This is a genomic window from Alteromonas sp. K632G (assembly GCF_017653625.1).
Classification (GTDB): Bacteria; Pseudomonadota; Gammaproteobacteria; order Enterobacterales; family Alteromonadaceae; genus Alteromonas; species Alteromonas naphthalenivorans.
In genome coordinates, this window is record NZ_JAGGDM010000001.1 from 296307 (window position 1) to 322168 (window position 25862).

General features: G+C 43.5%; 25 protein-coding genes and 1 tRNA gene. 21 read left to right on the plus strand and 5 right to left on the minus strand.

Annotation, left to right across the window (positions count from 1 at the left end):
* The first annotated feature begins 5 nt into the window (after positions 1 to 5).
* The 9 genes from J5X92_RS01275 to J5X92_RS01315 all read left to right on the plus strand — a co-directional run bounded on the left by J5X92_RS01275 (position 6) and on the right by J5X92_RS01315 (position 6904).
* The gene (locus J5X92_RS01275) at positions 6 to 2105 is read left to right on the plus strand and encodes a TonB-dependent receptor (protein WP_208804308.1); all 2100 of its coding nucleotides are present in this window, start codon (positions 6 to 8) and stop codon (positions 2103 to 2105) included.
* A gap of 9 nt (positions 2106 to 2114) precedes the next feature.
* Positions 2115 to 2393, plus strand: a complete 279-nt coding sequence (locus J5X92_RS01280) for a hypothetical protein (protein WP_013785026.1) — start codon at positions 2115 to 2117, stop codon at positions 2391 to 2393.
* On the plus strand, positions 2390 to 3034 hold the full coding sequence (pnuC, locus tag J5X92_RS01285; RefSeq protein WP_013785025.1) for a nicotinamide riboside transporter PnuC: 645 nt from the start codon (positions 2390 to 2392) through the stop codon (positions 3032 to 3034). The genes J5X92_RS01280 and pnuC overlap by 4 nt, the downstream gene beginning before the upstream one ends.
* A complete protein-coding gene (locus tag J5X92_RS01290) occupies positions 2991 to 3782 on the plus strand; it encodes an LPS biosynthesis choline kinase (protein ID WP_013785024.1) in 792 nt (263 codons plus the stop codon). Before pnuC ends, J5X92_RS01290 begins: the two co-directional genes overlap by 44 nt.
* Before the next feature lie 115 nt (positions 3783 to 3897).
* Positions 3898 to 3974 (plus strand) — tRNA-Trp (locus J5X92_RS01295).
* A 197-nt stretch (positions 3975 to 4171) separates the two neighbouring features.
* Positions 4172 to 4831: a hypothetical protein gene (locus J5X92_RS01300; RefSeq protein ID WP_013785023.1), complete on the plus strand. Its 660-nt coding sequence runs from the start codon at positions 4172 to 4174 to the stop codon at positions 4829 to 4831.
* A 23-nt stretch (positions 4832 to 4854) separates the two neighbouring features.
* Positions 4855 to 5304, plus strand: a complete 450-nt coding sequence (rimI, locus tag J5X92_RS01305) for a ribosomal protein S18-alanine N-acetyltransferase (protein ID WP_126871936.1) — start codon at positions 4855 to 4857, stop codon at positions 5302 to 5304.
* A 179-nt stretch (positions 5305 to 5483) separates the two neighbouring features.
* Positions 5484 to 5783: a 2OG-Fe(II) oxygenase gene (locus tag J5X92_RS01310; protein ID WP_126871935.1), complete on the plus strand. Its 300-nt coding sequence runs from the start codon at positions 5484 to 5486 to the stop codon at positions 5781 to 5783.
* A gap of 185 nt (positions 5784 to 5968) precedes the next feature.
* Complete coding sequence (locus tag J5X92_RS01315) at positions 5969 to 6904, plus strand: DMT family transporter (protein ID WP_126871934.1); 936 nt, start codon at positions 5969 to 5971, stop codon at positions 6902 to 6904.
* Positions 6905 to 6966: 62 nt separating this feature from the next.
* On the opposite strand, the gene J5X92_RS01320 is transcribed toward J5X92_RS01315, so the two are convergent.
* Entirely contained in the window at positions 6967 to 7854 is an 888-nt protein-coding gene (locus J5X92_RS01320) for a LysR family transcriptional regulator (RefSeq protein ID WP_208804310.1), read from the minus strand.
* A gap of 636 nt (positions 7855 to 8490) precedes the next feature.
* Here J5X92_RS01320 and J5X92_RS01325 point away from each other — a divergent pair.
* The 5 genes from J5X92_RS01325 to argS all read left to right on the plus strand — a co-directional run bounded on the left by J5X92_RS01325 (position 8491) and on the right by argS (position 13257).
* Positions 8491 to 9330 carry a type IV toxin-antitoxin system AbiEi family antitoxin gene (locus J5X92_RS01325; protein ID WP_126871932.1) on the plus strand — a complete coding sequence of 280 codons (840 nt, stop codon included), beginning with the start codon at positions 8491 to 8493 and terminating at the stop codon, positions 9328 to 9330.
* 2 nt (positions 9331 to 9332) lie between these two features.
* Entirely contained in the window at positions 9333 to 9503 is a 171-nt protein-coding gene (locus tag J5X92_RS20925) for a hypothetical protein (RefSeq protein ID WP_244360023.1), read from the plus strand.
* Entirely contained in the window at positions 9500 to 9760 is a 261-nt protein-coding gene (locus J5X92_RS20930; protein WP_244360026.1) for a hypothetical protein, read from the plus strand. The genes J5X92_RS20925 and J5X92_RS20930 overlap by 4 nt, the downstream gene beginning before the upstream one ends.
* 162 nt (positions 9761 to 9922) lie before the next feature.
* Complete coding sequence (prfC, locus tag J5X92_RS01335; protein ID WP_013785014.1) at positions 9923 to 11512, plus strand: peptide chain release factor 3; 1590 nt, start codon at positions 9923 to 9925, stop codon at positions 11510 to 11512.
* Between the two features lie 14 nt (positions 11513 to 11526).
* Entirely contained in the window at positions 11527 to 13257 is a 1731-nt protein-coding gene (argS, locus tag J5X92_RS01340) for an arginine--tRNA ligase (protein WP_126871931.1), read from the plus strand.
* Between the two features lie 104 nt (positions 13258 to 13361).
* On the opposite strand, the gene J5X92_RS01345 is transcribed toward argS, so the two are convergent.
* Positions 13362 to 16550: an EAL domain-containing protein gene (locus tag J5X92_RS01345; RefSeq protein WP_126871930.1), complete on the minus strand. Its 3189-nt coding sequence runs from the start codon at positions 16548 to 16550 to the stop codon at positions 13362 to 13364.
* Between the two features lie 348 nt (positions 16551 to 16898).
* On the opposite strand from J5X92_RS01345, the gene J5X92_RS01350 reads away from it, so the two are divergent.
* Complete coding sequence (locus J5X92_RS01350; protein WP_126871929.1) at positions 16899 to 17480, plus strand: NAD(P)H-dependent oxidoreductase; 582 nt, start codon at positions 16899 to 16901, stop codon at positions 17478 to 17480.
* Positions 17481 to 17553: 73 nt separating this feature from the next.
* On the opposite strand, the gene J5X92_RS01355 is transcribed toward J5X92_RS01350, so the two are convergent.
* The gene (locus J5X92_RS01355; protein ID WP_126871928.1) at positions 17554 to 18462 is read right to left on the minus strand and encodes a LysR family transcriptional regulator; all 909 of its coding nucleotides are present in this window, start codon (positions 18460 to 18462) and stop codon (positions 17554 to 17556) included.
* Positions 18463 to 18558: 96 nt separating this feature from the next.
* Here J5X92_RS01355 and J5X92_RS01360 point away from each other — a divergent pair, with 96 nt between their 5' ends.
* The 4 genes from J5X92_RS01360 (at position 18559) to J5X92_RS01375 (ending at position 21676) form a co-directional block, all read left to right on the plus strand.
* Complete coding sequence (locus tag J5X92_RS01360) at positions 18559 to 19767, plus strand: TauD/TfdA family dioxygenase (RefSeq protein WP_013785009.1); 1209 nt, start codon at positions 18559 to 18561, stop codon at positions 19765 to 19767.
* Positions 19768 to 19770: 3 nt separating this feature from the next.
* Complete coding sequence (locus J5X92_RS01365) at positions 19771 to 20391, plus strand: HD domain-containing protein (protein ID WP_013785008.1); 621 nt, start codon at positions 19771 to 19773, stop codon at positions 20389 to 20391.
* A 127-nt stretch (positions 20392 to 20518) separates the two neighbouring features.
* A complete protein-coding gene (locus J5X92_RS01370; protein ID WP_013785007.1) occupies positions 20519 to 21145 on the plus strand; it encodes a DUF6515 family protein in 627 nt (208 codons plus the stop codon).
* Positions 21146 to 21238: 93 nt separating this feature from the next.
* The gene (locus J5X92_RS01375; RefSeq protein WP_013785006.1) at positions 21239 to 21676 is read left to right on the plus strand and encodes a DUF2177 family protein; all 438 of its coding nucleotides are present in this window, start codon (positions 21239 to 21241) and stop codon (positions 21674 to 21676) included.
* A 90-nt stretch (positions 21677 to 21766) separates the two neighbouring features.
* Here the strand turns inward: J5X92_RS01375 and J5X92_RS01380 are convergent, their stop codons facing one another.
* Positions 21767 to 22114: a DUF6768 family protein gene (locus tag J5X92_RS01380; RefSeq protein ID WP_208804312.1), complete on the minus strand. Its 348-nt coding sequence runs from the start codon at positions 22112 to 22114 to the stop codon at positions 21767 to 21769.
* Entirely contained in the window at positions 22104 to 22661 is a 558-nt protein-coding gene (locus J5X92_RS01385; protein ID WP_208804314.1) for a sigma-70 family RNA polymerase sigma factor, read from the minus strand. Before J5X92_RS01385 ends, J5X92_RS01380 begins: the two co-directional genes overlap by 11 nt.
* A gap of 508 nt (positions 22662 to 23169) precedes the next feature.
* On the opposite strand from J5X92_RS01385, the gene prfB reads away from it, so the two are divergent.
* A protein-coding gene (prfB, locus tag J5X92_RS01390) for a peptide chain release factor 2 (RefSeq protein ID WP_126871927.1) occupies positions 23170 to 24268 on the plus strand; the annotation gives its coding sequence in 2 pieces (ribosomal slippage) (positions 23170 to 23244 and positions 23246 to 24268; 1098 coding nt in all).
* Between the two features lie 25 nt (positions 24269 to 24293).
* Positions 24294 to 25850 carry a lysine--tRNA ligase gene (gene lysS, locus J5X92_RS01395; RefSeq protein ID WP_208804316.1) on the plus strand — a complete coding sequence of 519 codons (1557 nt, stop codon included), beginning with the start codon at positions 24294 to 24296 and terminating at the stop codon, positions 25848 to 25850.
* Positions 25851 to 25862 lie beyond the last annotated feature (12 nt).

Genomic DNA, 25862 nt, shown 5'->3' on the forward strand with positions numbered 1-25862 from the left:
ATCCCATGCAAAAACCAATATTTTGTCTTTCTTTAATTGCTGCATCGCTTTGTGCTAATGCGCAAACCAATGATCAAGAAACACAACTTGAAGACGTTGAACGTATTGTCGTTAGCGGAGACTTTCGCGAAACCGTATTAGACCAACTAAGTGCCAGTGCGACCATTTTGGGCGCCAAGCGCTTAAGCAGTCGCCAGCCTACCCATATTGATAGTGTGCTAAACAGTGTGCCGAACGTGAATTTCGCCGCAGGCGCCTCACGTGGACGCTTTGTGCAAATAAGAGGTATCGGTGAACGTAGTCAATTTGTAGAGCCTATTAACCCTTCTGTTAGTTTCATCGTTGACGAATTTGATTTCTCTGGTCTAGCGGCAGCGGGACTTATTTTTGATACGCAGCAACTAGAAGTGTACCGAGGCCCACAGGCCACTTTATTTGGTTCTGGCGCGCTAGCAGGTGCAGTGAAGCTTTCTAGTACGCCTGTAGGTTCAGAAGGCGCTGACTATGTTGAATTAAGAGCTGGTAACAAAGATAGTTATCGGGTGGAAGTGGCTACAGGTGATGATATCAACCAAGACTGGGGATATCGCGTCGCACTAATGCATAACCGTAGTGATGGTTTTGTAGAAAATACCGTGGTTAACAGCAACGGCATTGAGCAAAAGCGTGATGATACCAATAATCTCGATGAAACCGCCGCGCGCATCAGTATTGCTGTAAATATTGACGAAAGAAGTACCTTGGCGCTGACATATCGTTGGTATGACATCGACAATGGGTATGATGCGTTCTCTCTAGACAATAATAATCAGACCTTATCTGATGAGCCTGGTTTTGACACCCATCAAACTCATGCGGTAAGTGCGAAATCTACTACCTCGACTAATGGCGGTGACTTTATTCTCATCGCCACTCATGCATCACACAATATTGGTTATGGATATGACGAAGATTGGACTTATGAAGGTTTTCACCCTTTCGGGTATACCTCATTCGACGCGTATTTCCGCGATGTAGACACACAAACCGCAGAAGTACGCTTTGTATCATCAGACAATGCCGCGCTATTTGATGGTGCGACCGCTTGGACGCTTGGCGCTTTTTATAAGACAAGCGAAGAAGATTTGTTACGACAGTACACCTATGCATCAGGTGATTTCACCAGTGTGTATGAACCCACCACCAAAGCAGTATATTTACAAACTGAATCTACGCTTACCAATAGCCTAACGTTAGTGGCAGGGTTACGTGTAGAAAATTATGGTTTTGACTACTCAGATAACAATGGCCTTGAAAGTAGTCATGATACTACGATGACAGGCGGGAAAGTGGCATTGCAGTACACCGCTCGGAACCACTTTTACTACGCCAGTATTTCTCGCGGTTACAAAGGGGCAGGGTACAACCCTGACGAACGAGTATCAGATGATCAGCGATTCTTTGATGAAGAATACAACTGGAATTATGAGCTTGGTGTTAAAGGACCTTTGCTAATACCAGAACTTACCATGCGAGCCGCCCTTTTCTATATGGATAGGGACGATACGCAAGTGAGTAATTTTGATGTTCAAATTCGAGAAGACGGCACACCTGATTTTATCGACATTATAGACAACGCTGATATAGGCACTAACAAAGGTGCTGAGCTAGAGTTAAGTTGGCTGGTAGATGCAAACTGGACCATGAACATGAGTTTAGGTTACCTAGATGCTACCTTTGAAGATTATACGCTGACCGACGGCACTGTGATTGAAGAACAGCGCCAAGCACAAGCACCTAAATATACGGCTAACTTATTTAGTGAGTTATCTATCACTGATGATGTGCTCTGGCGTATTGATATCGACTTTAAAGACAGTTATCGCTTTTCTGATGGGCATGACGTAGAGGCCCCTTCGACCACGTTAGTGAACAGTGAAATTGTATGGTTTTCCAATGATTGGCAAACTAGCGTGTGGGTTAAAAATGCCTTCGACAATGAGTATTACACCAGAGGTTTTGGTGGATTCAGTAACGATCCTCGTGATGAGTATGCGTTTGCAGAACCTTACTATCAATTAGGTAATGGCCGCCAGTTCGGCGTTACCGTTAAATACGAATTCTAGGAGTACGCTATGCAAGTCATGGTTGAGCTATCGCTATACCCACTAGTAGGGGAATACATTGAGCCCATTCAGCAATTTATCGATCGCTTAAATAGCTACGGCAATATTGGCGTGTTAACGACTTCCACCAGTACGCAAGTATCCGGTGATTACGGGCATGTGATGACTATTCTTGGTAAGGAAATGCAGCGAACTCACGAAGAAGTCGGGCAGGCTATTTTTGTGGCGAAATTTCTAAACTACGATGCCATGCAGGCTAATAAGCAAGCCAGAAAAGCTGAAGCATGAGTGCATTTTTTACTGAGTTTTTGTCGCAGATAGCAGCTACATCAAAATTGGAATGGCTAGCAGTAGTGCTTGCCATTGCCTATGTGTTGCTTGCGGCTAAACAGAATAGCTGGTGTTGGCTTTGCGCCTTCGCCAGCACGGCTATTTATACCTGGCTGTTTTGGCAGGTGACGTTGCCGTTTCAGTCCATGCTGAATTTTTTCTATATGATAATGGCGGGCTATGGTTATTATCAGTGGTCAAAAGGGGGAGACGAGGGCACCGAGAAGCCGGTACGTTCATGGCCGCTGTGGATACATCTAACGATAGTCCCGGTGCTGTTATGCTGTGCGTGGGGATTGTCTAAATTAGTGACCGCCCAATTTAACAGTGATCATTTATTGCTAGATGCGAGTATCCAACTGTTAAGTATAGTTACCACTTTCATGGTGGCACACAAAGTTCTACAAAATTGGATTTACTGGTTTTTTATTAATTTGGCCTCCGCCTTTTTATATTTTCAAGTGGGGATGGCATTATCAGCATGCTTGTTCCTTGGATACGTAGGATTCTCGATTTTTGGGTATCTACAATGGCAAGCGCAGTGGAATAGGCAAGATGAAACCGGAAACTATCATTCCGCTTTTGAAAGAAGCACTTAATTTATCTGATTCGGCCACAGTGGAACGTCACCCTGCAGGCTTGGTGAATCAGGTATATCATTTGAAAGACGGTACGCGTGGGTTTGCGGTTAAATGGGTGGGAGAAGATGCTTTCAGCGGCATCGACAGATTCCATCAATTTGTATTGCAACAGCAACTTGCAGAGCGAGGCATTGCACCAGAGCCTGTTTGGTTAAGCGATGATGAATTAATTTGGGTAGAGCAATGGGAAGAAGAAGCCGATCCTCATCCCAGTATTCGTTCACCCGAAGCGTTAGCATCAGTACTTGCCCGTGTGCATAGGCTGCCTATCACCGCTAGACCACTCAACTTATTTTCTCGTTGGTTGCACTACATGCATGCCGCTGGTTTAAAAGAGGGAGATACGCTTTTCGACCAGGCGATTCAACTTCGCGCAAGCTTAGTGAAAAGTGAAGGCAACACAGACGACTATGTACTGTGTCACAACGACTTACTTGCTCATCATGTGGTACGTGATTCCACGCCTTTCATTGTTGATTGGGAGTACTCCGCCATGGGTAATCGTTATTTCGATGTAGCAGGGTGTGCAAAGATAAACGCAATGAGCGAAATACAAACACAGGCATTAGCCATCGCCTATGCAAAAGAAGTCGGTAAAGATGAAAGTGAGGTCTTATCGCAAGTTCAGCTACACATGGAAATCGTTAACGTGACTAACGATTTGTGGCAGGCAGCCCTTGAGGCTAACAAGCAAACTGCTGGCTAAAGTACGCTTTTTGTTTGTTTTAACAGCGCTTTGTTTGTTTAATAAGCGGTAGTGCATAAGGTAGTAGAAAAATGCTTTACCTTTTTAATGTCATCCGTATAATGCACAGCGCGCTAGGGGTGTAGTTCGAATTGGTAGAACAGCGGTCTCCAAAACCGATGGTTGGGGGTTCGAGTCCCTCCACCCCTGCCACTTTCCCTTCATGTTTTTTAAATTCATCTTTATCATCTTTTGCTATTCTCAAGCTAAGTTAAATTCAGCAAGTTAATCATTCCGTATCTGCCATTTTTATTCTGGTTTCCACTTCTACTGTCGTTACCTTTTATTCTCGTTACCTTTTTTGTTCTCGTTAATATACAATGTTAAGCAATTAAACGAGGTTGGATTTTATGTCGCTTTCTACTTTTCAGCGTGCTGTGTTGCAAGAAATGGGGATCCCGGTATGGGTGAGCCAGTCATCGCTGCAAGATGAAGACTCGCACTCAGTTGCGGCTGATGTTGCTAATAAGCGCTCTGCCAGTGCTTCTTTTGTAACGACTAATAACCATTCTGCAGCTATGCCTTCTAATGAAGAAAAGCAAAGTCGGTTGGCACAACTTCGTGCGCAGGTATCATCAGATTCTCCCAAAGCCTCTGGCCAAACTAAATCTGCTGGCCAGAACGCCAGTGGTTCACCGTCATCGGCGCCGCAATCGATAGCTAGCAGTGCAAGCCAAGGGCAGTTTAAATCTGAGCCTACTCCATCATCGAATCATTCGCCGAACTTTTCATCCAATCCTGCTCCAAGTAGCACACCTGCTATAGTTGAATTAACCCAGGTGCAGCGATTACAGGGTAAACAGTGGCTACAAGATTTAGATGTTGCGCTAGCGTATCTTCAACTCTCCTTTACCAGCACTCAGGTAAAGATAGGGCAAGCTGTAGCAGTAACGCACGATGGCATCGTTTTACCATCAGCGCCTCACTTGCTTAACGCGGGAATGCAAAAGCAGCTGTGGAAAATGCTTTGTGCTTTATCCAACAATACAAGTTCGCCTGAAGCGCGTTAAATTCCCTAACTCGGTTGTCTATTTTGCATATCCAATTAGTTTCAGATTCAAGTAGTGCTGGCGCATTAGCGCAAGCCTACGGTATTCACGAAGCGTCCCAATTCAAACCTTGGTCTTATGACACGTTTGCTGATTGCACAACGGCTCCTTATTTCGGTGTCCTTGCCATAAAAGAAGATCAAGTAGTGGGTTACGCACTAGTACTTGAAGTGGTTGATGAAGCTACTTTAATGGATATTGCGGTAGACAAGCGTTACCGCCAAGAAGGGATTGGGCGGACGTTAGTGGACTATGTAAAACAACACGCTCAGCAAAACAAAATATCGTCCATGTGGTTAGAAGTTCGAGCCAGTAATGTTGGGGCAATTAACCTTTACGAAAATGCTGGTTTTGAACATATCGAAGTAAGAAAAGGCTATTACCAAACGGCAAAGGGCAAAGAAGACGCCAAAATAATGAAGGCTTCTTTCTAAACCGAGCATGCTAAACCGAGCATGCTAAACAAAAAATACTAAACAGAACACGCTAAACTGAATACATAATCGCACAAGTTATACCTTCTCGATCTACCCGTATACTTACGTTCCACACCTGTTCTTTGAGACAATACCACCCAATGTTTACTTTGTTAAAAACTAACTAATGAGGATAAATGCCAAAGGTTATCAATCGTGAGATTGTGCGGTTCAAACGGTTTGCAATTAATCTGGTGACCTATCCTGAAGGTCTTCGGGTAATGAGACATAACGACCCTGTTAGCGAAGGAAAATACTATAAGTTCAATGTGGTATTAAAGCAGCCAAAAGTAGGTGGGCAGTTCTGCGCCGACAAGGTTATCTTTAACCTGTTTAATCGTGTGTATTTCTTCAGGCCCGATTTATACAGTCATAGTGTCACGCCCATTCAAAAGGGACAGCGTAAGCTTTTGTCGGTAGCTATACTTTTACCATAGCCATAGCCATAGCCATAGCTTTAGTTGCTTTTGCCTTCATGCGCGATAAGGCACCTAATTATGTTGTTAAGGTTTATTTTTTGTTCAACGTAATTCCCGTATATTGCGCGCCTCAGTAAAATTTCACTTACTGTGCTTATTTTTTGTGAAACTGCCCATGCTTTTTCATTTTACAGGTATCTACTATGTCTTCTGCGTTGCCAGCTCCGTCCGTTCAAGCCAAGGGCATTAAAATGCTGTTTGTTTCAGTGTTGTGCTTAGGCTTAAGTTGGCCAGCAATGAAACTAGGCTTAGATTCCGTAAGTGCGTATTGGATGGTGGCACTTAGGCTATTATTTGCGTTACCTGTTATCGCCTTATTTGTGTTTATCACCAAAAAACGATTACCTACTTTTTCACGCCCAGACCGCGCGGTTATCTTTACGGTAGCGGTGGTACAGTTTATTGGCTCTATGGGGTTAATTACGGTTTGTTTGCAATATATTCCAGCAGGTACGGCGAGTATTCTAATTTACACCACACCATTGTGGATGTTAGTCATTGATACCTTGTGGTATCGACAGCGTCCTACAGCAAAACGATTATTACTAACCAGCACATCCACATTAGGTGTGGCTATGATCTTGTTTGCATCTGGCCAGCCTGGAGCTTGGTTACCTTTGTTTGGCATGCTGTTAGCATCAGGGCTATGGGCAGTGTCTATAAGGCGTGTATCATTTCACAAATGGCATGGCAGTGTTATTGATGCGGTGTTTTGGCAGTTCGCGTTGGCCGGTGTGGTAATGCTAGCTGTTGCGTGTGTCATCGAGGGTGTCCCCAATTTTTCTGAATACGGCTGGCGAGGCTGGTTGTCACTATCTTACATTGGGCCAATTGCCACGGGCTTAGGTTTTGGTCTTATGGTCTCTGCTGGGCCTAAACTGCCTCCCGAACGCATAGTACTTATTAGCACATTAACGCCTATTATTGGCTACGTCAGCTCGGTGATTCTACTCGGTGAAACTTTGCTGCCAATGGTGATTGTTGGCGCCACCGTTATGCTTTGTGCGCTGACCCTCAATGCGTTGCCAAAGTCGGCATTAAAAAAATTGATATCAAAGGTGCCCGGGCAAACTAAATAAATAGGTAAACAGGGCGAACAAATAAGCTGGTGCTCTGTTATACCTGTACTAGAACGAAGTCGCTATAGCGTGAGGCGTGGTTGTATAAAATCTAAGAAAGCCGAGATACGTGAGGATACTGAACTGTTTCGGTAGTACACCGCTTGTACGGGTTCTCGGTTGTTTGGCGTAAGTAAGTGCTCGCCTAATACGCTGATAAGTTTTCCGTTTTTTAAATCATTTGCCACCATAAAGTGCGACAGCAGGGCAATGCCTTGGCCTGCCAAGCATAGTTGCCTGATAGTTTCCCCACTAGATGCCTTTAAGTCGAAGTTGAGTTTAACCTCTTCTGATAAAGGCCATCGGTTCAAGCTTGCGCTACTGGAAAACCCAATGAGTCGATGTTTGCCCAATGAAGACAGCGCAACATCAACGTTCGAGCTAGCGAGATATTCTGGACTTGCCACTATATGAAGCGCGCTTCGCCCCAAGGTTTTTGCATGTAGGTTAGAATCGCTAAGGTCACCGATTCGAATGGCAATGTCGGTTTTGTGTTCAAGCAAATCTATAATATTGTCGTGACTGGTGATATCGAGTTTTATTTCTGGGTACGCTTCGCGAAACTCGCCAATCAACGGGGTTATCTGATGCAGAACGAATGGGCTTGCAGCGTCTACTCTTAATAATCCAGAAGGCTTTTGATTTAGCAAACGTAGCGCTTCTTCGCCTCTTTCCAACAAATTCAAACTATCACGGGCGTACTGTAAATAGACTAGCCCTTCTTCGGTTAGCTCTAATCGGCGGGTGGTACGATTGAGTAGGGTGACATCAAGTACACCTTCTAAACGTCCCACAGCGCGAGACACTTTAGCCACTTGCTGACCGAGCAATTCAGATGCGCGAGAAAAGCTGCCAGTATCTACAACAGCAACAAAGGCTTCGATATCTTCGGTTTTGGCATTAACAGGCATAGGTTTCAGTCTATTTACTATTTTAGAAGCTCAAGTTTGAAAGACTAAAGCTTTCAAGGCTAATATACGAGAGGGCGTGTTAAGAGGCCTGCCAGTCCACGGTTGGATTATAAGCGCCCGAGTATTCATCAACACCTACTCATCGCGGTCATTAATACCATAGTTTACACAGTACATTATCAATAACGACAAAAGTATTTTGGTATTATTACTGTTTTTAACAACCAAAACAATCTGCACTACACGCCCTAGTTAAAGCAAAAATTCAATGGTTTCACGCGCAATGAATTATCACAGGCTGGGCATTACGTCTTGCGATGCGTAAAAAGCGATTGAAGACAATTATTGTGGCTGTTACGCCATGCAGCCTACATGGCTCATACTTCGCATGTCTTGTCTCCGCTGTCGTCAAGCTGAGCGCTAAAAGTGTAAATAATGCTGGATATCGGTATTGTTAATACTGAAAGCACTTTTGTTTCAAATGATACCGGTTTATATTTCGATTAATTTACGGCGCTATACGCCGTAAAAGTTAATAATAGTAAACCGCTATTTATTATGTTAGTTTATGTATGTTGTTTTTTACGGCGATTAGCGCCGTAAGTAAAGCTAATAGTAAACTAGAGGGTTGTCCGCTTGGTTAATAGCACTACTTCACATGATGATGTAGCAAAAGGGGCTTACAAACAGTCTCTTAAAGCACTTCTACCTTATGGCATGCTGGCTACTAAAAAGTGGCTGGCTGAACAAGGCTTAAATACCCATGCCATCGATAACGCAGTGAAAACAGAAACTTTATTATTACTGGCTACTGGCGTATATAGCCAGTATTCCCGCTCATTGAGCTGGGAAGGAGTGGTCGCCTCAATGCAGCGTATGAATATGCACCACTCGGATAATCTACCTTCAGTCATCGTCGGCGGATTGTCGGCATTGTCTTTGTCGGGGTTGTCGCAGTATCTTTCGTTAGGCAGCACGCCACATATACATCTATATGCACAAGGCAAGTTGCCATCATGGCTGGGGCGTTTGTCGTTGCCCGTTGTCTGTGAGGGGCATAGTACTAATACCTTATGGCCAGAATGGCTGACAAAAGATAAAAGTTTTATCAGGCTGCATGAATGGGGCGCCGAACTTCCCCCTGTATATTTTTCATGTCCTGAAAAAGCGTTATTGGAACTGCTGGTGGATTTGCCCAATGCCGTAAGTTTTGAACATGCTGATGAGATAATGCAGGGGCTAGTGAATTTATCACCCAGAAAACTCGATACACTTTTAAAAGCTTGCAAAAGTGTAAAGGTAAAACGCTTGTTTTTTTGGTTGGCTAAACGTCAGAATTATCCTTGGTTTAAGAAGCTAGGCGAAACTAGCTACGATTTAGGTTCAGGTAAGCGTGTTGTGGCTAAAAGCGGAAAGCTGGATACAGATTATTTGATCACTGTGCCGTCACATATGGCAACGGAAAGCGAAAGTTAGCTATGGATAGGAACAGTATTTATTACAAGCAAGTGCAGTTATTGATGCAAGTGTTGCCATTTGTCGCTAAGCAAGAATGCTTTGCGCTTAAAGGCGGTACGGCGTCAATCTCTTTGTCAGAGAGTTTCCGCGCTTATCGGTTGATCTTTATGCCGGTGAATTTGCAAATATGAGCGAGACGGATGTACCGCTTAAGGAGCTGGTGGCCGTGAGAGAGCGTTTGGTAGCGCTGATTCACCAGGGGCTGACCAATAGTGAAAAAGGTTTTTTATTATCGTTTAAGAACCGAGAGCCGAATTGGGGATTACTTAATCTAGACGATGTAAGTGAACTTCCGGCCATTAAGTGGAAACAGATTAATCTGGCCCAAATGCCAGATGAAAAACATAAGCTAGCATTAGATAAGCTTAAAGAAGTACTGAGTGTTTGATTTATAGTACTTAGTTATTTTGCTAGAATAGCGCTCAAATTTTTCAATGCTTTGATGGAAGGTTTTGCTGGGTGTAGGCTATGGCAATCTGCTTGATGATCAGGGCGTAGAGTTAACTTTATTTTTTGTACAAATAGTTGTACAAAATAGGAATTTAGATACATGGCAAATGCCGATTTTCTTAACGAAATCAATAAGCGAAGAACGTTCGCTATTATCTCGCATCCAGATGCGGGTAAAACCACCATTACTGAAAAAGTACTGTTGTTCGGAAACGCACTGCAAACTGCAGGTACGGTAAAAGGTAAAAAGTCTGGCCAACATGCTAAATCAGATTGGATGGAGATGGAAAAAGAGCGTGGTATATCTGTAACTACCTCTGTAATGCAATTTCCTTACAACGATCATCTGGTTAACTTACTTGATACGCCTGGACACGAAGATTTCTCGGAAGATACCTACCGTACACTTACCGCAGTAGATTCTTGCTTAATGGTTATCGATGCCGCGAAAGGGGTAGAGGATAGAACCCGTAAGTTGATGGAAGTCACTCGTTTACGTGACACACCTATCCTGACCTTTATGAACAAGCTTGACCGCGATATTCGCGATCCACTAGAAGTGATGGATGAAGTTGAGAGCGAACTCGATATTCTCTGCGCACCTATTACCTGGCCAATCGGTTGCGGTAAAAGCTTTAAAGGGGTTTATCACCTTTATCGTGATGAAACCATTTTGTATCAAAGTGGCCATGGGCACACTATTCAAGAAGTTCGTATCTTAAAAGGGCTAGATAACCCTGAACTTGAAGATGCCATTGGCAGCGACCTAGCTGAAACTTTACGTGACGAGCTAGAGCTTGTGCGCGGTGCATCAAATGACTTTGATAAAGAGCTCTTTTTAGACGGCCAGCTTACGCCAGTCTTTTTCGGTACCGCATTGGGTAACTTTGGTGTCGATCATATGCTTGATGGCATGGTTGAATGGGCACCTGCGCCCCAAGGCCGTGAGACCGACGAAAGCCCCGTTGAATCGACAGATACCAAGTTCAGTGGTTTTGTATTCAAAATACAGGCGAACATGGATCCTAAGCACCGTGACCGTATCGCGTTTTGCCGTATTGTGTCTGGCAAGTACGAGAAGGGCATGAAAATGCGCCACTCACGACTTGGTAAAGACGTGCGTATTTCTGATGCATTAACCTTTTTGGCCGGTGATAGAGCCTTGCTTGAAGAGGCGTATGCGGGAGATATTATTGGCCTGCATAACCACGGTACCATTCGAATTGGCGATACCTTCACCTCAGGCGATAACTATCGCTTCAGTGGTATTCCTAACTTCGCACCAGAATTATTTAAGCGCATTCGATTGCGAGATCCGCTAAAACAGAAGCAATTGTTAAAAGGCCTTATCCAGCTTTCTGAAGAAGGTGCAGTACAGGTATTTAGGCCACTTGCCAATAATGACCTAATTGTAGGTGCGGTAGGTGTGCTTCAGTTTGATGTGGTCGTCGCCCGCTTGAAGGCAGAATACAATGTTGATGCGTTGTACGAGCACATTAACGTAAATACAGCCCGATGGGTGTACTGTAAAGACGAGAAAAAGCTGGATGAGTTCCGCCGCAAGGGTGAGCAAAACCTTGCACTAGATGGTGGCGATAATCTTACCTATATCGCACCTACTAGAGTGAACTTACAGCTGTCTCAAGAACGTTTTCCAGACATCGAATTTAAAAACACGCGCGAAAATTAAGATAAAGAACAACTATGAATATACATGCATTATTAATTAATCGATTTAGTGAAGCTTTAGAAACAATGGGTGTTGAAAACGCACCTATTCCAGTATCGCGCAGTGTTCGTCCTGAATTTGGTGAATATCAATTCAATGGCGCAATGGCGTTGGCGAAACAACTTAGACAAAAGCCTCGCGATATTGCAGAAAAGATTGTTGAGATTGTAAAACTTGACGATGTAGCCAGTAAACTAGAAGTGGCTGGCCCTGGTTTTATCAATGTCCATTTGAACAACGAGTGGCTGGCAAATCAGTGTGAGCTAGCGCTACACGACCCACGTATTGGTGTAGCAAAATCGCCAGAGCAAACCGTAGTGGTCGATTACTCTTCTCCAAACCTAGCCAAAGAAATGCACGTAGGGCACTTACGTACCACCATTATTGGTGACGCTGTAGTTAAAGTGTTGGAGTTTTTAGGTCATAAAGTCATTCGCCAAAATCACATGGGTGATTGGGGGACGCAGTTTGGTATGTTGTTGGCGCATTTGTCAGACAAACTGGAACAAGAAGTGGCTGAAACGGCGTTATCCGATTTAGAAGACTTTTACCGTGAAGCCAAAGTGCGTTTTGATGACGAAGAAGGCTTTGCCGATCGTGCCCGAGAATACGTGGTTAAGCTTCAAGGCGGTGATGAAAAGTGCCTGAGCTTATGGGAAAAATTCATTGATGTGTCTATTGCACACTCTGAAGACGTTTATAAGAAATTAAACGTAAGCTTAACCCGTGCTGATATTATGGGTGAGTCTGCCTATAACCACGATTTAGCTAACGTGATAAGCGAGTTAAAAGAAAAAGGTATAGCAGTAGAAGATCAAGGCGCTCAAGTAGTATTTATTCCTGAGTTGGCCGACAAAGAAGGCAATCCTGCGGTTTATATTGTACAAAAATCCGGTGGCGGATATTTATATGCCACCACAGACTTGGCCGCCATGCGCTATCGTAGTGGTACGTTAAACGCCGACAGAACGCTTATTCTTACTGATGCTCGCCAAGCGCTACATTTCAAGCAAACCGAAATAGTAGGTCGTAAAGCGGGATTCATGGAAGAGGCACAAACCTATGAACACTGCCCATTTGGCATGATGTTAGGCAGTGATGGTAAGCCGTTTAAAACCCGTACCGGCGGTACGGTTAAACTGGTTGAATTATTAGATGAAGCAGTAGAACGTGCAGGTAAATTGATTGCCGAACGTGACAACGACTTATCAGAAGATGAATTAGCCGAAGTTGCCCGTAAAGTAGGTATCGGCGCAGTAAAATATGCCGATTTAAGTAAAAACCGTACCACTGACTATATGTTTAACTGGGACACCATGTTGAGCTTCGAAGGTAATACTGCCCCGTATTTGCAATACGCTTACACGCGGGTTAAAAGCTTATTCAGAAAAGCAGGTGTTGCTATTGAAACCATGCCAGTAGATATCAATATTGTTGAAAAACAAGAGCATGCTTTGTCGGTACTGTTATTGCAGTTTGAAGAGGTGGTAGGCTTGGTATCACGTGATGCCACGCCACATGTGTTGTGTACATACTTGTACGAACTAGCTAGCGCCTTCATGAGCTTCTACGAAGCCTGCCCAATGTTAAAAGACGGCATCGATTTGAAAGTAAGAGACAGTCGTCTTGCTTTATCAGCGCTAGTTGCCAATACGTTAAGCCAAGGGTTGAACTTGCTTGGTATCGAAACATTGGAAAAAATGTAATTCAGATAGCGTAAGCGATATCGGCTGAATATTTGCGAATGCACATATTCAGCATGCAATACCTATGTTTTTACTTAAAAAAGCTGACACTCGTGTCGGCTTTTTTATGCCTCGTTGTCGAGAAGCTGTGGTGTAGGAGATTTCCACTCGGTTTTAGTGGACCAATGTGCTATCCATTCAGGCATATCAGTGGCGGGCATAGGCCGAGCTATACCGTACCCTTGTGCTAGCTCGCAGCCTAAATTTAATAACGATGTGCCATGGGCAATAGTTTCCACCCCTTCAGCAATAACACTGCGATTAAATGATTTGGCTAGGGCGATAACCCCCACTACAATAGTTCTATCTTCAGGATCGATTAACATATCACGCACAAAGGTTTGGTCTACCTTGATGACCTTTGCCGGCAATCGTCTTAAGTAAGTGAGAGAGGAATAACCGGTTCCAAAGTCATCAATGGCAAACGTGACCCCTAGTTTTACGCAATCATCCATAATTTCCGCGACTTTTTTAATATCGCCTAGCTTACTGGTTTCTAATACTTCTAACTGAAACGCTTCAGGGGGAACATTGGGAACTTTAGCCAACAGACGAGATAAGCGAATAGGAAAGTTTCTTTGCTGAATCTGCAACGCAGAAATATTCACACTAATGGGAATATGAACCCCTAATTCCTTCCAGCGACTAAATTGCTGCAATGATTCTTCGATAACCCATTCACCAATGTCTATACTGAGCTGGTGATTTTCAATAAAAGGTAAAAAAGCTGCAGGGGAAAGTATGCCGTCAACAGGATGTTTCCAACGAATAAGGGCCTCTGCGCCAATAATTTCTCCAGTGCGCATATTCACTTTCGGTTGATAGTAAAGCACGAACTCTCTGTTGTGTAAGGCTGTTGTTATACTCTGGAGTATTTCATGACGTGCTTTTATGGCGTCCTCAGACTCTATATCAAATAGGTGATAGCAATTTTTACCTTTCTGTTTTGCCACATACATCGCTTGGTCAGCGTGGCGGATAAGCTGGTCGGCATCGGTGTTGTCTGCAGGGTAAAGCGTTACCCCGATACTGGCAGATACTTTAAGTTGATGCTCACCAATTTTTACCGGTTCAGATGCGACTCTGAGCATATTCTTAACGATGGCAGCAAAATCTTGAACTTGCTTTAGGTTGGCCAATACCGCAACAAACTCGTCACCTCCAAAGCGTGAAATAGTGTCAGTTTCTCGCAATGTTCCTTTTAAGCGGTGAGCCAAAATGACAAGTAGTTCATCACCTACACTATGGCCGAAGTTATCATTTATTTCTTTGAAACCATCTAAATCGAGTAGGGCGACTGCCACAAACCCCCTGTCAGATTTACACTGGGCCAGTGTTTTATCTAGTCTCTCAGCAAGCAATGAGCGGTTAGGCAAATTAGTTAACACGTCATAATGCGCCATATGCTCTAATTTATATTGCTGTTCTTTGGCTTCAGAAATATCGCTAAATATAGCGATGTAATTCTTAACATTACCTTCATCATCATTAACCGCGCTAATGGTTAAAAGTTGAGCGTAAACTTCATGATTTTTACGTTTATTCCAAATTTCTCCCGCCCAATAGCCTTTGCTTATAATAGATGCCCATAGGTGACGGTAGAACTCAGGAGACTGCTTTCCAGATTTAAACATATTGGGCTTTTTGCCTAACACTTCGTTTCGCTCATAGCCTGTTATATCAACGAAGGTTTCGTTCACATCTATAATATTGGCGTCGCTATCTGTGATGAATATGCCTTCTCTTGCGTGAGAAAACACACTTGCTGATAATTTTAGTTTTTCTTCTAGATGCTTGTTCTTAGTTATGTCCTGAACTAACGAGGTTACGCTTATCACATTGCCAGCTAGGTCAAGAATAGGAGTGCTATACCATTCGCAGATTATTGGGTGACGTAGTTTAGTAACGTTTTTATTTATTTTTCGCTTTGGCGCCTTTTTCTTAAGCAGTTGAGCGAATCCGTTGTCTATTTCCGTTTGAAGTTCAGGGGGGATAATGAGCTCCGAGGCATGTTTACCAATCGCTTCTTCTTTTTTATAGCCAAAAATAAATTCTGCCGATTTATTCCAATCGGTACAGATAAGCTGAGGATCCCAGGCTATGCACCCTAAAGGCGTATTTTCGATATGACTTGCTAATATATTTTTACTTTCCAGCAAGGAAGCTTGGCTATCGATGAGTCGTTTTTCTGCCTCAAGCCGTGTTTTTGCCATCGAAGTGAAGCGTTGCTGTAGTTTAACCAACTCAACACTACCATGCATCGGCGCGTCGCTTACCTCTTTGCCCTCAGCAAGAGCTTTAGTAGATTGAAGTAAAGTGCGTATTGGTTTCAGTACATTTCTTCGCACCCCCCATACTGAGACACCTACAAGTAGCATGACTATCGCGGTCAAAATTCCCGCCGTTTTAATCAATCGTTTATTAATGGCTTCAAGGGTTTGTTTAAGAGGAATGCCCACCGTGATATTGATTTGCTTGCCATCTTCAAATAATGGGCGTTTTACATAAACCCGTTGATAGGGGGCATTGCTAACAAAGGCGCTGGAATTAGTTGCAGTATTGGAACTATCTATTGCAGCGCTGGAGGTGTTTAATGGGGTCCCTAAGAGGCTATTGTTCGTTGGATATGCGGCAACAATTTTATTCTCGCTATCGGTAATGTAAGCCACGGTATTATCAGGTAAATGGGACTCAGAGAGTGCTTCACTCCACCATTCTAGTGAGATAACCGCTACCACTAACGCCACCACAGAATCGTTTGTAGTGTTCATTACCGGATAGGCAAAATTCACACTGGTAAGGTTAGTTGCTCGGTCTATTTGAAATTCACCTATCGAAAATTCACGAGTAGCTAGCGCCTCTTGAATGTAAGCGCGATCGAAGACATTTACGGGGGTTTTTATGGGGTGGGCGTTACACAGTAGTTCGCCATCTGCCCGTGGTACGCCGAGGTTAATATAGTTACTATTTACCTTAAGTACATCGGCAAGAAATGCACTGCATGCTTGGGAGTTTGGATTTTTAACCGCATCGAAGCTGGCAAGGTTTTGCAGAAAAATACGTGTTTTATCAATAAGCGCAGATTGGAATTTTGAAGTGGCTTGGGCGGTATTAACCGATTGGCTTATGGCAGCTTCTACAGCGCGCTCTCTTTCAACGTATGAGTCGTAAAAAACACCAATCAACCCTGGTAGGGCAACCATAATGATGAGAAGAATTATTCTCGACTGCAGTGTTTGAAAAAGATACGCCATGTAATTTTTTATAAATCCATTTTACGAAGGTGACTACGAAAAATGTAAGATTTATCGTAGTGTATAAACATAGCAAACCGTGCGTTATCTTTGGTTGTATTGCAAGCGCACTGGCAACTGGGGTAAGTATAGTAATAATACTATAAAAGCGTTAACTATGATTAACGTGTTGCTTTAACTAAATTTTATTGAATGCGTCACGACTTGTTTACTAATAGAGTAGGGAACTATTTTACAGTAACGTTTAATTAATAGGCCCGCCCTTCGCATTTTTATGTTCAATAATGTAGTAATGTATCCGCAACGGCACGTTAAATTTGTAATGACACCAATACAGGAATTTATATTATGACGAAGCTACTTGCTTTTGCTGGAAGCACACGGAACGGCTCTTTTAATCAAGCGATACTCACGGTTGCAGCTGAAGGAGCTCGGGAGTCGGGCGCCAAAGTAACTGTGGTTAATCTAGCCGATTATCCAATGCCTCTGTTTAATGAAGATGAAGAGAAAGTGTCTGGCGTGCCAGAAAATGCAAGAGCCTTCAAGCAGCTGTTAACTGAACATGATGGTTTCTTAATTGCTTCTCCAGAGTACAATTCGAGTTATCCTGCACTACTTAAAAATGCCATAGATTGGGCTACTCGCATGGAAGAAGGTGATAAACCCATGCAGGCTTTTAAAGGCAAGACGGCAGGGATTATGGCTGCATCTGCCGGCGGTTTGGGCGGAATGAGAGTATTAGTGGTTTTACGCATGCTATTGGCAAACATAGGCGTTACGGTGTTACCAGCACAACTTGCTGTAGCCAAAGTGAATACCTTAATGGATAACAATGGCGTAGTAACCGACGAGAAAACCATCAAACAACTTAAAAACTTGGGTAAACAAACCGCTGAATTAACGATGAAAATGACCGCACAGGTTCTATAAGGTAGGGCTAGTGCTCAGGCGAGGGGGCGACAAATCGTCGCCTCTATTTTTTCTCAATCTAGCCTTTTGTAATTTAGTCTTGCTCTACTTCATTAATAAACCACTTGATCACATTACCTATTGCAAAGTTAGCATATTGGTCTGAACAAATCTGATATCCCCGAGTTTCAGATTTTAATCGCGGCCCTAACTCAACAAGTTTACCATCTTCTATAAAAGGGTTTATTAACCCTTCCCATCCTAAACAGAGACCATGCCCGCCAATTGCCGCTTCAACAATAAGGGGGTAATTGTTGTAACGAAATAAAATTGGACTAGAAGAAGGCTTCACATTTAACGCTTGTGCCCAGCGTTGCCAATTTAACCACCTAGAATCATCTACATCTTTATGCAGTAGAGGAAGGTTTCTAAGGTCACTAAGCATTTGGCCGGCCTTTAAACCATGATTAATAGCGAAATCCGGAGAGCAAACCGGGAAAACCACTTCGGGAATTAACATCTTTTCAAACTGGTATTTACCAATTTTTGATGAGAAGTGAAATAATATATCTGCATGTGCAGTGGTGAGGTCGCTTAAGCTATTCGTGGGTTGGATTTCAAAAAGATAAACAGGAAAGGCTTGTTGTAAACGTTGTAGCCTAGGCATTATCCAGTGAAACGCAAAGCCAAAATAGGCACTAATAGATATCTTTGTTTTTGTATCGCGAAAATCTTTACGAGCATTATCAGTAGCACGCAGAATAGATGATGTAGAGCCTCTTAACTCGTTGTAATACTTAAGCCCTTCAACGGTAGGGGTAACGGGTTTCTTACTACGGTCAATTAAAATACCACCTACCACATCTTCCAGGGCGCGAATTCTTTGGGATACCAATGGCTGTGTAATACCAAGATCTTCCGCTGCTAATGTCATAGAGCCATGTCTTACCGTTGCTTCAAAACACAATAAGCCGTTAAGGGTAGGTAACTCAGATTCTTTCATTATTACTAATTTGCATGTTAGCTATAAGGCTTTGCTACTGTAATATAAACCACGATTACTTGATACTTCTCTTATTGATTTTTAAGGGAGATTCTCGTGCAGCAAATAGACTATGTTATCAACGAAGCGAATGCTTCCGTGTCAGCGATTGTAAATGGACAACACTATCCTTTACCCGCATTGTGGCTTCGAGAGCGTTGCCAAGATTCTGAAAATCTTGATAAAACCACCAAACAGCGCTTTTTTGACCCACATCAGCTAGATGAAAATGTGTCGCTGACCAAGGTAGAAAAGAAGCACAATACCCTAGCTAACCTTACGTTTAGTGACGGGTATTCAGGTGAGTACGATTTGAATGAGTTCGCTGCCGACTTCGATGTTTGGGACGGTGCGCCTAACGATATAGCGTGGAAAAGCGATGTAGACAAGTCATTGTTTCATATTGATTTAGCTACATTGAAATCACAAGAGGGTTTAATTAAAGGAATAGAAATATTTTTAACCTACGGCGTATTAATTGTTGATAACGTGCCTACTGAATCCGACGCGGTATTAGAAGTAGCAAATTTATTTGGGCATGTAAGGGAAACTAACTTTGGTAAGTACTTCGAGGTATTTACCCGTCCAAATTCGAACGATCTTGCCTATCGCTCTGTGCCGTTAGGGCCGCATACTGACAACCCTTACCGTAACCCCATGCCGGGTATTCAACTTCTGCATTGTTTAGAAAATCAGACTACCGAAGGATTGTCGACGTTGGTCGATAGCTTGTCAGTTTTAGAACAGCTGAAAAAGGAAGATCCGGAAGGTTTCGCCCTGCTTTGCAAGGTACCTGTTCGTTACCGTTATTACGACAACGATGTTGATTTGATAGAAAGACGTACCATGATTGAGTCTGACCCTAGTGGCAGAATTACGGGTATCGCATACAGCCCTCGCTTGGACTATTTGCCGTTGTTACAAGATGAAGACATGATTATATTTCATCGAGCCCGTAAACGTTTGGGGCAGTTGTTATGTTCGCCTGAATACGAATGGCGCTTCAGATTAGAGCCGGGGCAATTGCAGATGTTCCACAACACCCGCGTATTACATGGGCGCACCGGGTTCGACCCGAGCGAGGGGCGACGTCACCTGCAAGGCGCTTATATTGATATTGATGCGCCGAAAGGCCGTTACAATGCGCTTAAAAGAAAGCAAAGCTCTATTCGCATCCAGGATGAACTCGAAGCAGAAAATACGAACGGTGAGTTTAAAATAGTTAATAGCAAAGCTACAGCAGAAACAGCAGAAATGAGAGGTTAAGAAATGGAAACTGTTCAATTTCGCCAAATGAAAGACGGAACAAAAGAAGAGTATTTGTTTCTTACCAAACATGAAGATGAATACGCGAAAGGCTTGCCCGATAGAATATTGGAAGCGCTTAAAAATTTAGAGAACACCTTATCGGGTTATCAGGTTTCACGGCTTGGACACTCACTACAATCAGCAACTCGTGCTGAAGCCGATGGTGCCGATGAGGAAATGATAGTCGCGGCACTTATCCATGATCTTGGTGATGACTTAGCGCCGCACAATCACTCACAATACGCGGCTTCAATTTTGCGCCCCTACGTACGCCCCGAAGTAACTTGGATTATCAACCAGCATGGGTTATTTCAAAACGTGTACTACGCCCACTTTTTAGGGGGCGATCCGAATGAGCGCGACTATTTAAAAGATCACCCTTGGTATCAAGCTTGTGTGGATTTTTGTGAAAAGTGGGATCAGTCGTCATTCGACCCTGATTACCCAACTAAACCACTCTCACACTTTGAGCCCTTAGTCAGAAAGATATTCTCTAGAACGGCTTTCGATCCTCAGTATGTAGGTGAACAAACCATGGGGAAAAGTGCAGTAGATATCGCTATGTCGGGGACGAGTGAGTAAATGGTGTAAGCCTTGTAAATGTTAGGTAAAGGCATAAGTGGTTCTGTTCTTGTGTTGGTCTATACCCCCATATAACTAAGTGCACGGCATAGTCGCCGTACTCTTAATTTGTTGGGAGTAATACTTTATGAAACTACTTATGAAATTACGCTTAATACCCATTATTTGCTCAATCACTTTGCTAAGCGCGTGTGCGGTGCCGCTGCATGGAGGTGGTGCTCGTGGCGGCTTTCACGGTGGAAATGCCGCACTAAGTATCGGCGCTGGCATTGCGGCAGGGGTTGCTGTCGCCGTGCTTGCATCTCCGCGATATGAGCCGGGGCATAGGGTGAAGCACTTACCTAAAGACGCTGCCTTTATCCGCCATCGAGGCATAGACTATCGATATAGAAATGGTGTGTATTATCGCAAAATGGGGGGCGATTTTACGGTAGTGCTTCCACCCCCTGGTGTCATCATTCACACCCTGCCTGACCACCCTGATACTATTTTTGTCGATGGGGAAACTTACTATGTCGTAGAGGGGGTGTACTACAAGCGCATAGATGGTGAGTATATCGTAGTGAAGGCTCCTGTTGAGTGGCCGCGAGCAGAAACCAACGAGTATGAAGCAGGCAAGCGCTATGATGTCCTTCCCGAAGATGCGCAGCCAGTAAAAGTACATGGCACTCAATACTTTTTGTACGGTGGTTTATATTTTCTTCCCCAATCATCTGAAGGGAAAGTTAGCTATCTAGCGGTAAGATTGAACTAGGGTTGTGAGGGCACCAATTTTTCATATTGCTATTTTATTCATAGACATGACACACTGAAAAACTACGCTTGTTTATGAATGGAACGTGAGTTCATGCTACAAAAAATTATTACGTTTTCTTCCAGTATTTTGCTGTCGATACTGGCTATTTTATTGTGCTTTGGTGTGTTAGATGCATTATGGCTAGGTTGGATAGCCCGAGATTGGTATACCACTGAAATGGCGACCTTACTGCGGGAAAACTATATTACCTGGCCTTGGGTGGTGTTCTATTTAATGTATGGTTTTGTCGTCTTTGTATTAGCCGTAGTGGCGAACAGAGATAAACCACTTTACTACGCAGGTATTGATGGAGCGCTGCTTGGGCTCGCCAGTTATGGTGCTTATAACCTAACCAACTACAGTATTGTTGAAGGCTTTACGCTGTTTATAACCGTGGTGGATTGGGCGTGGGGCACCTTCTTAACCAGCGCAAGCGCAATGGCTGGCTGGGTAGGTTTTCAAAAAGCGAGAAAGCCAGACAGCATCTGAACTGATCGTTCGAAAAAATAGTTAGCTTTTAAAAAGAGGGTTTACGACATTTTAAAAGCGTAGCGAGCAGGTTCATTGCTGGCTACTAACTCATGAATTACGCGCGGCAAGCAAGCGCAATTCTTTTGAGATATACATTCTGTTGGTTTGCATGTAAATCCATAGTTTGGTCGCAATTTGTGCCTGAAAGCTCAGTATTAATAATACCCCCCAGAATACTTGCTCATTCTGGTGAACCGTAAAAAACTGATAGCCAGTGTAAAAAAGAGCAATAGAAAATAGTACACCTAAGCCGTAAGCTGCTTTCATCACCCAGCCCATGTTGCTACTGAAACCTAGTTTAAGGTAACCGCCTAAACTTTTGTTTTCACTCATTAATGAGTCAAGTTCTTCTGATTGCTTATTAAGATCTTGTTTTAGCTTTTGTTCAAAGTTCATAGTTAGATTCCTCGTATATAGAAGTGCGAAGCGTTTCTCTTGCGCGTGATAACCGTGATTTAACGGTTCCTTCTGGAACATCCAGCGCAAGCGCGGTTTCCTGAACTGAAAGCCCATTTAAGTAATGAAGCTCTACTACGTCAGCTTCAGATGCAGGCAAGCCTGCTAGTATTGGCATAAGCTGGCCCATGTCCAAAGCTTGGTCTGCTACTTGAGAGTCGCTAGCGTCTTCATGAGCGCTATTTGCTAATATTTTATTTTTACTGCTTTTCACCGAGTCAGAAATTTCCCACTTCAGTGCTTTGAATAACCAGCTTCTAAACAGGGTGATATCGTCAAGCGTTTTAATTCTCTTACTGATTTTTAACCACACATTTTGTACAAGATCTTCGGCTAACATATTGTCGTTAACCCGCACAAACGCAAAGCGCTTCATAGGTATGAAAAAGTGCGTGTAGAGCATATTAAATGCATGGTCATCACCATGCTTTGCTTGCAGTGCGAGCAGGTTAATCATGTCTAAAGTTAACGCTGTAGATTTGCTCATAAATACCGCAAAATTAATTCAATAAGTCCTTTCAATAAGGCCCTCAAAAAATCCAGTAGGGCACGTAATACATCACTTGAAAAAGTACAGAGTCCATGTCGTATGGTAGCCGTTTTCTTACTAATACTGTTACTAATCTTGGCGCGGCTTTTGGGGCTATTATTGTAACGATAAGTATTGATTTTGTTGTTAGTATGGCAGCACAGTTTCATTCGATGTCACTATAACAGTGTGTATTAATTATTAAAGACGACAAATACACTCACTAGGTTCGTACACTTTTAACTTTTTATTCTAGATTTTGCCTTTGTCCTAACCATGCTCTTCATCTTATAGGACTCTGGAATTTGTTTTTTTAGATATGACACCCATTATCGGGTTAATGAAATTCTTACCAAGTCGCTAAATAAACCTGTTCAGGCGACTGTTTTATTTCTCAAAGCCCCTATCAAATTTCGTCCAAATTCGGTACTATCCGCGGTCTTATTTTACAGTTGATAAGCGGACTATGTTTGAAGTAAACCCCGTTACCAATGCGATAAAAGATATCCGCGAGCGCACCGACGCGCTTAGGGGGTATCTTTGACTTTGATGCGAAGTCAGAGCGCTTAGAAGAAGTTAACCGAGAGCTTGAAAGCTCCGAGGTTTGGAACGAGCCGGAACGCGCACAAGCGTTAGGCAAAGAAAAGGTGGCCTTAGAGCTGGTTGTAGAAACGATTCACAACCTTGAGCAGGGCACCGAAGACGTTGAAGGTTTGCTTGAACTCGCCGTCGAAGCAGAAGATGAAGAAACTTTCGATGAGGCCAACAAAGAACTAGAAGGCCTGCTGGAGCAACTTGAAAAGCTTGAGTTTCGCCGTATGTTTTCCCAGCCTAACGATGCCAACGATTGTTATATTGATATTCAATCTGGCTCTGGCGGTACAGAAGCGCAAGACTGGGCGAATATGCTCCTTCGCATGTACCTTCGTTGGGGTGAAGCCCACGGCTTTAAGACCGAACTTATTGAAGTGTCTGATGGCGACGTAGCGGGTATTAAAAGTGCTACCTTGCGTATTGCGGGTGAGTACGCTTTTGGTTGGTTACGTACCGAAACGGGTGTGCATCGCTTAGTGCGTAAGTCACCATTTGACTCAGGTAACCGCCGTCATACGTCATTTTCATCAGCGTTTGTTTACCCTGAAGTGGATGACGATATCGATATTGATATAGACCCTTCAGATTTACGTATTGATACTTACCGCGCATCTGGCGCGGGTGGTCAACACGTAAACAGAACAGATTCCGCGGTGCGTATTACCCATGAACCTACAGGTATTGTAGTGCAGTGCCAAAACGACCGCTCGCAGCATAAAAACAAAGATCAGGCGATGAAGCAGCTGAAAGCTAAACTCTACGAGTATGAGCTTCAAAAGCAAAACGCCGAGAAACAAGCGATGGAAGACAGCAAGTCAGATATCGGGTGGGGAAGTCAAATTCGTTCATACGTACTAGACGACTCTCGCATTAAAGATTTGCGTACAGGCGTGGAAACACGCAACACTCAGGCCGTGCTAGATGGTGGCCTGGATAAATTTATCGAAGCCAGCCTTAAATCAGGGCTGTAATCCGAACAACGAAAGTGAATAGGTTATGACTGACCAACAAACCGACGAAAACAAATTAATTGCTGAGCGCCGAGCAAAACTAAGCGCAATTCGTGAGCAGTGCCGTGCAAATGGCTTCCCAAACAGCTTCCGTCGTGAAAACTATGCTGACGAACTTCAAGGCAAGTTCGGTGAATTAGATAAAGAAACCTTGCAAGAGCAGGGTAACAAAGTAAGCATTGCTGGCCGTATTATGGCTAAGCGTGGCCCGTTTATGTTGCTTCAAGACATGACTGGTCGCATTCAAGCTTACGCAGACAAAGACACCCAAAAAGCCCTTAAAGCGCAGTACGGTGCGTTAGATATTGGTGACATTATTGGTGTTGCTGGTGTTTTGCATAAGTCGGGTAAAGGCGACTTATATGTGAACACGGAAAAGTATGCATTGCTAACAAAAGCGCTGCGCCCTCTACCAGAAAAGTTCCATGGCCTAAGCGACCAAGAAACCAAATATCGTCAGCGTTACGTTGACCTTATTACCAGCGAACAAACGCGCAAAACCTTTATGATCAGAAGTAAGATTGTAAATGGTATTCGTAACTACCTTACTCAGCGCGACTTCCTTGAAGTAGAAACGCCTATGCTGCAGGTGATCCCAGGTGGTGCAACTGCGAAGCCGTTTGTTACACACCATAATGCGTTAGACATTGATATGTACTTGCGTATTGCCCCAGAGCTTTACTTGAAGCGTTTGGTAGTAGGTGGTTTCGAGCGCGTGTTCGAAATTAACCGTAACTTCCGTAACGAAGGGCTTTCAACACGTCATAACCCAGAGTTCACCATGTTGGAATTTTATCAGGCCTATGCTGATTTCAACGACCTGATGAACCTAACAGAAGACATGTTGCGTACTCTTGCCGAAGATATTTTAGGTTCTAGTGTTATTACTAACACCACTAAAGATACCGACGGAAACGTGGTTTCAGAAGTACAGTATGACTTTGGTAAGCCGTTTGAGCGCTTAAGCATGGGCAACGCCATTTTGAAATACTGGCCAGAAGCTAATGAAGCCGCTATTCGCGACCCAGAAGCGAACCTTGATGCACTTAAAGCCATGGCGAAACAGTTGCATATTAAAGAGCCTGAAGTTGATGGTATTTGGGGTGCTGGTAAATACTTATGTGAAATCTTCGAAGCCACTGCGGAAGAGAAACTTGAACAGCCAACGTTTATTACCGAATATCCGTGGGAAGTATCGCCACTTGCTCGTCGTAACGATGAAAACCCATTCATTACCGACAGGTTTGAATTCTTCGTTGGCGGCCGTGAGCTAGCAAACGGTTTCAGCGAGTTAAATGACTCTGAAGATCAAGCTAAGCGTTTCTCTAAACAAGTTGAAGAGAAAGATGCAGGTGATGATGAAGCGATGCACTACGACGAAGATTATATTCGTGCGTTAGAGTATGGTTTGCCGCCTACGGCCGGTGAAGGTATTGGTATTGACCGTTTGGCAATGTTATTTACTGACAGCCCAACGATTAAAGACGTGATTTTATTCCCGCATATGAAACCTGAAGTGTCGAAAGGCGCCGAAGAAGAATAAGCTGCGCAAATA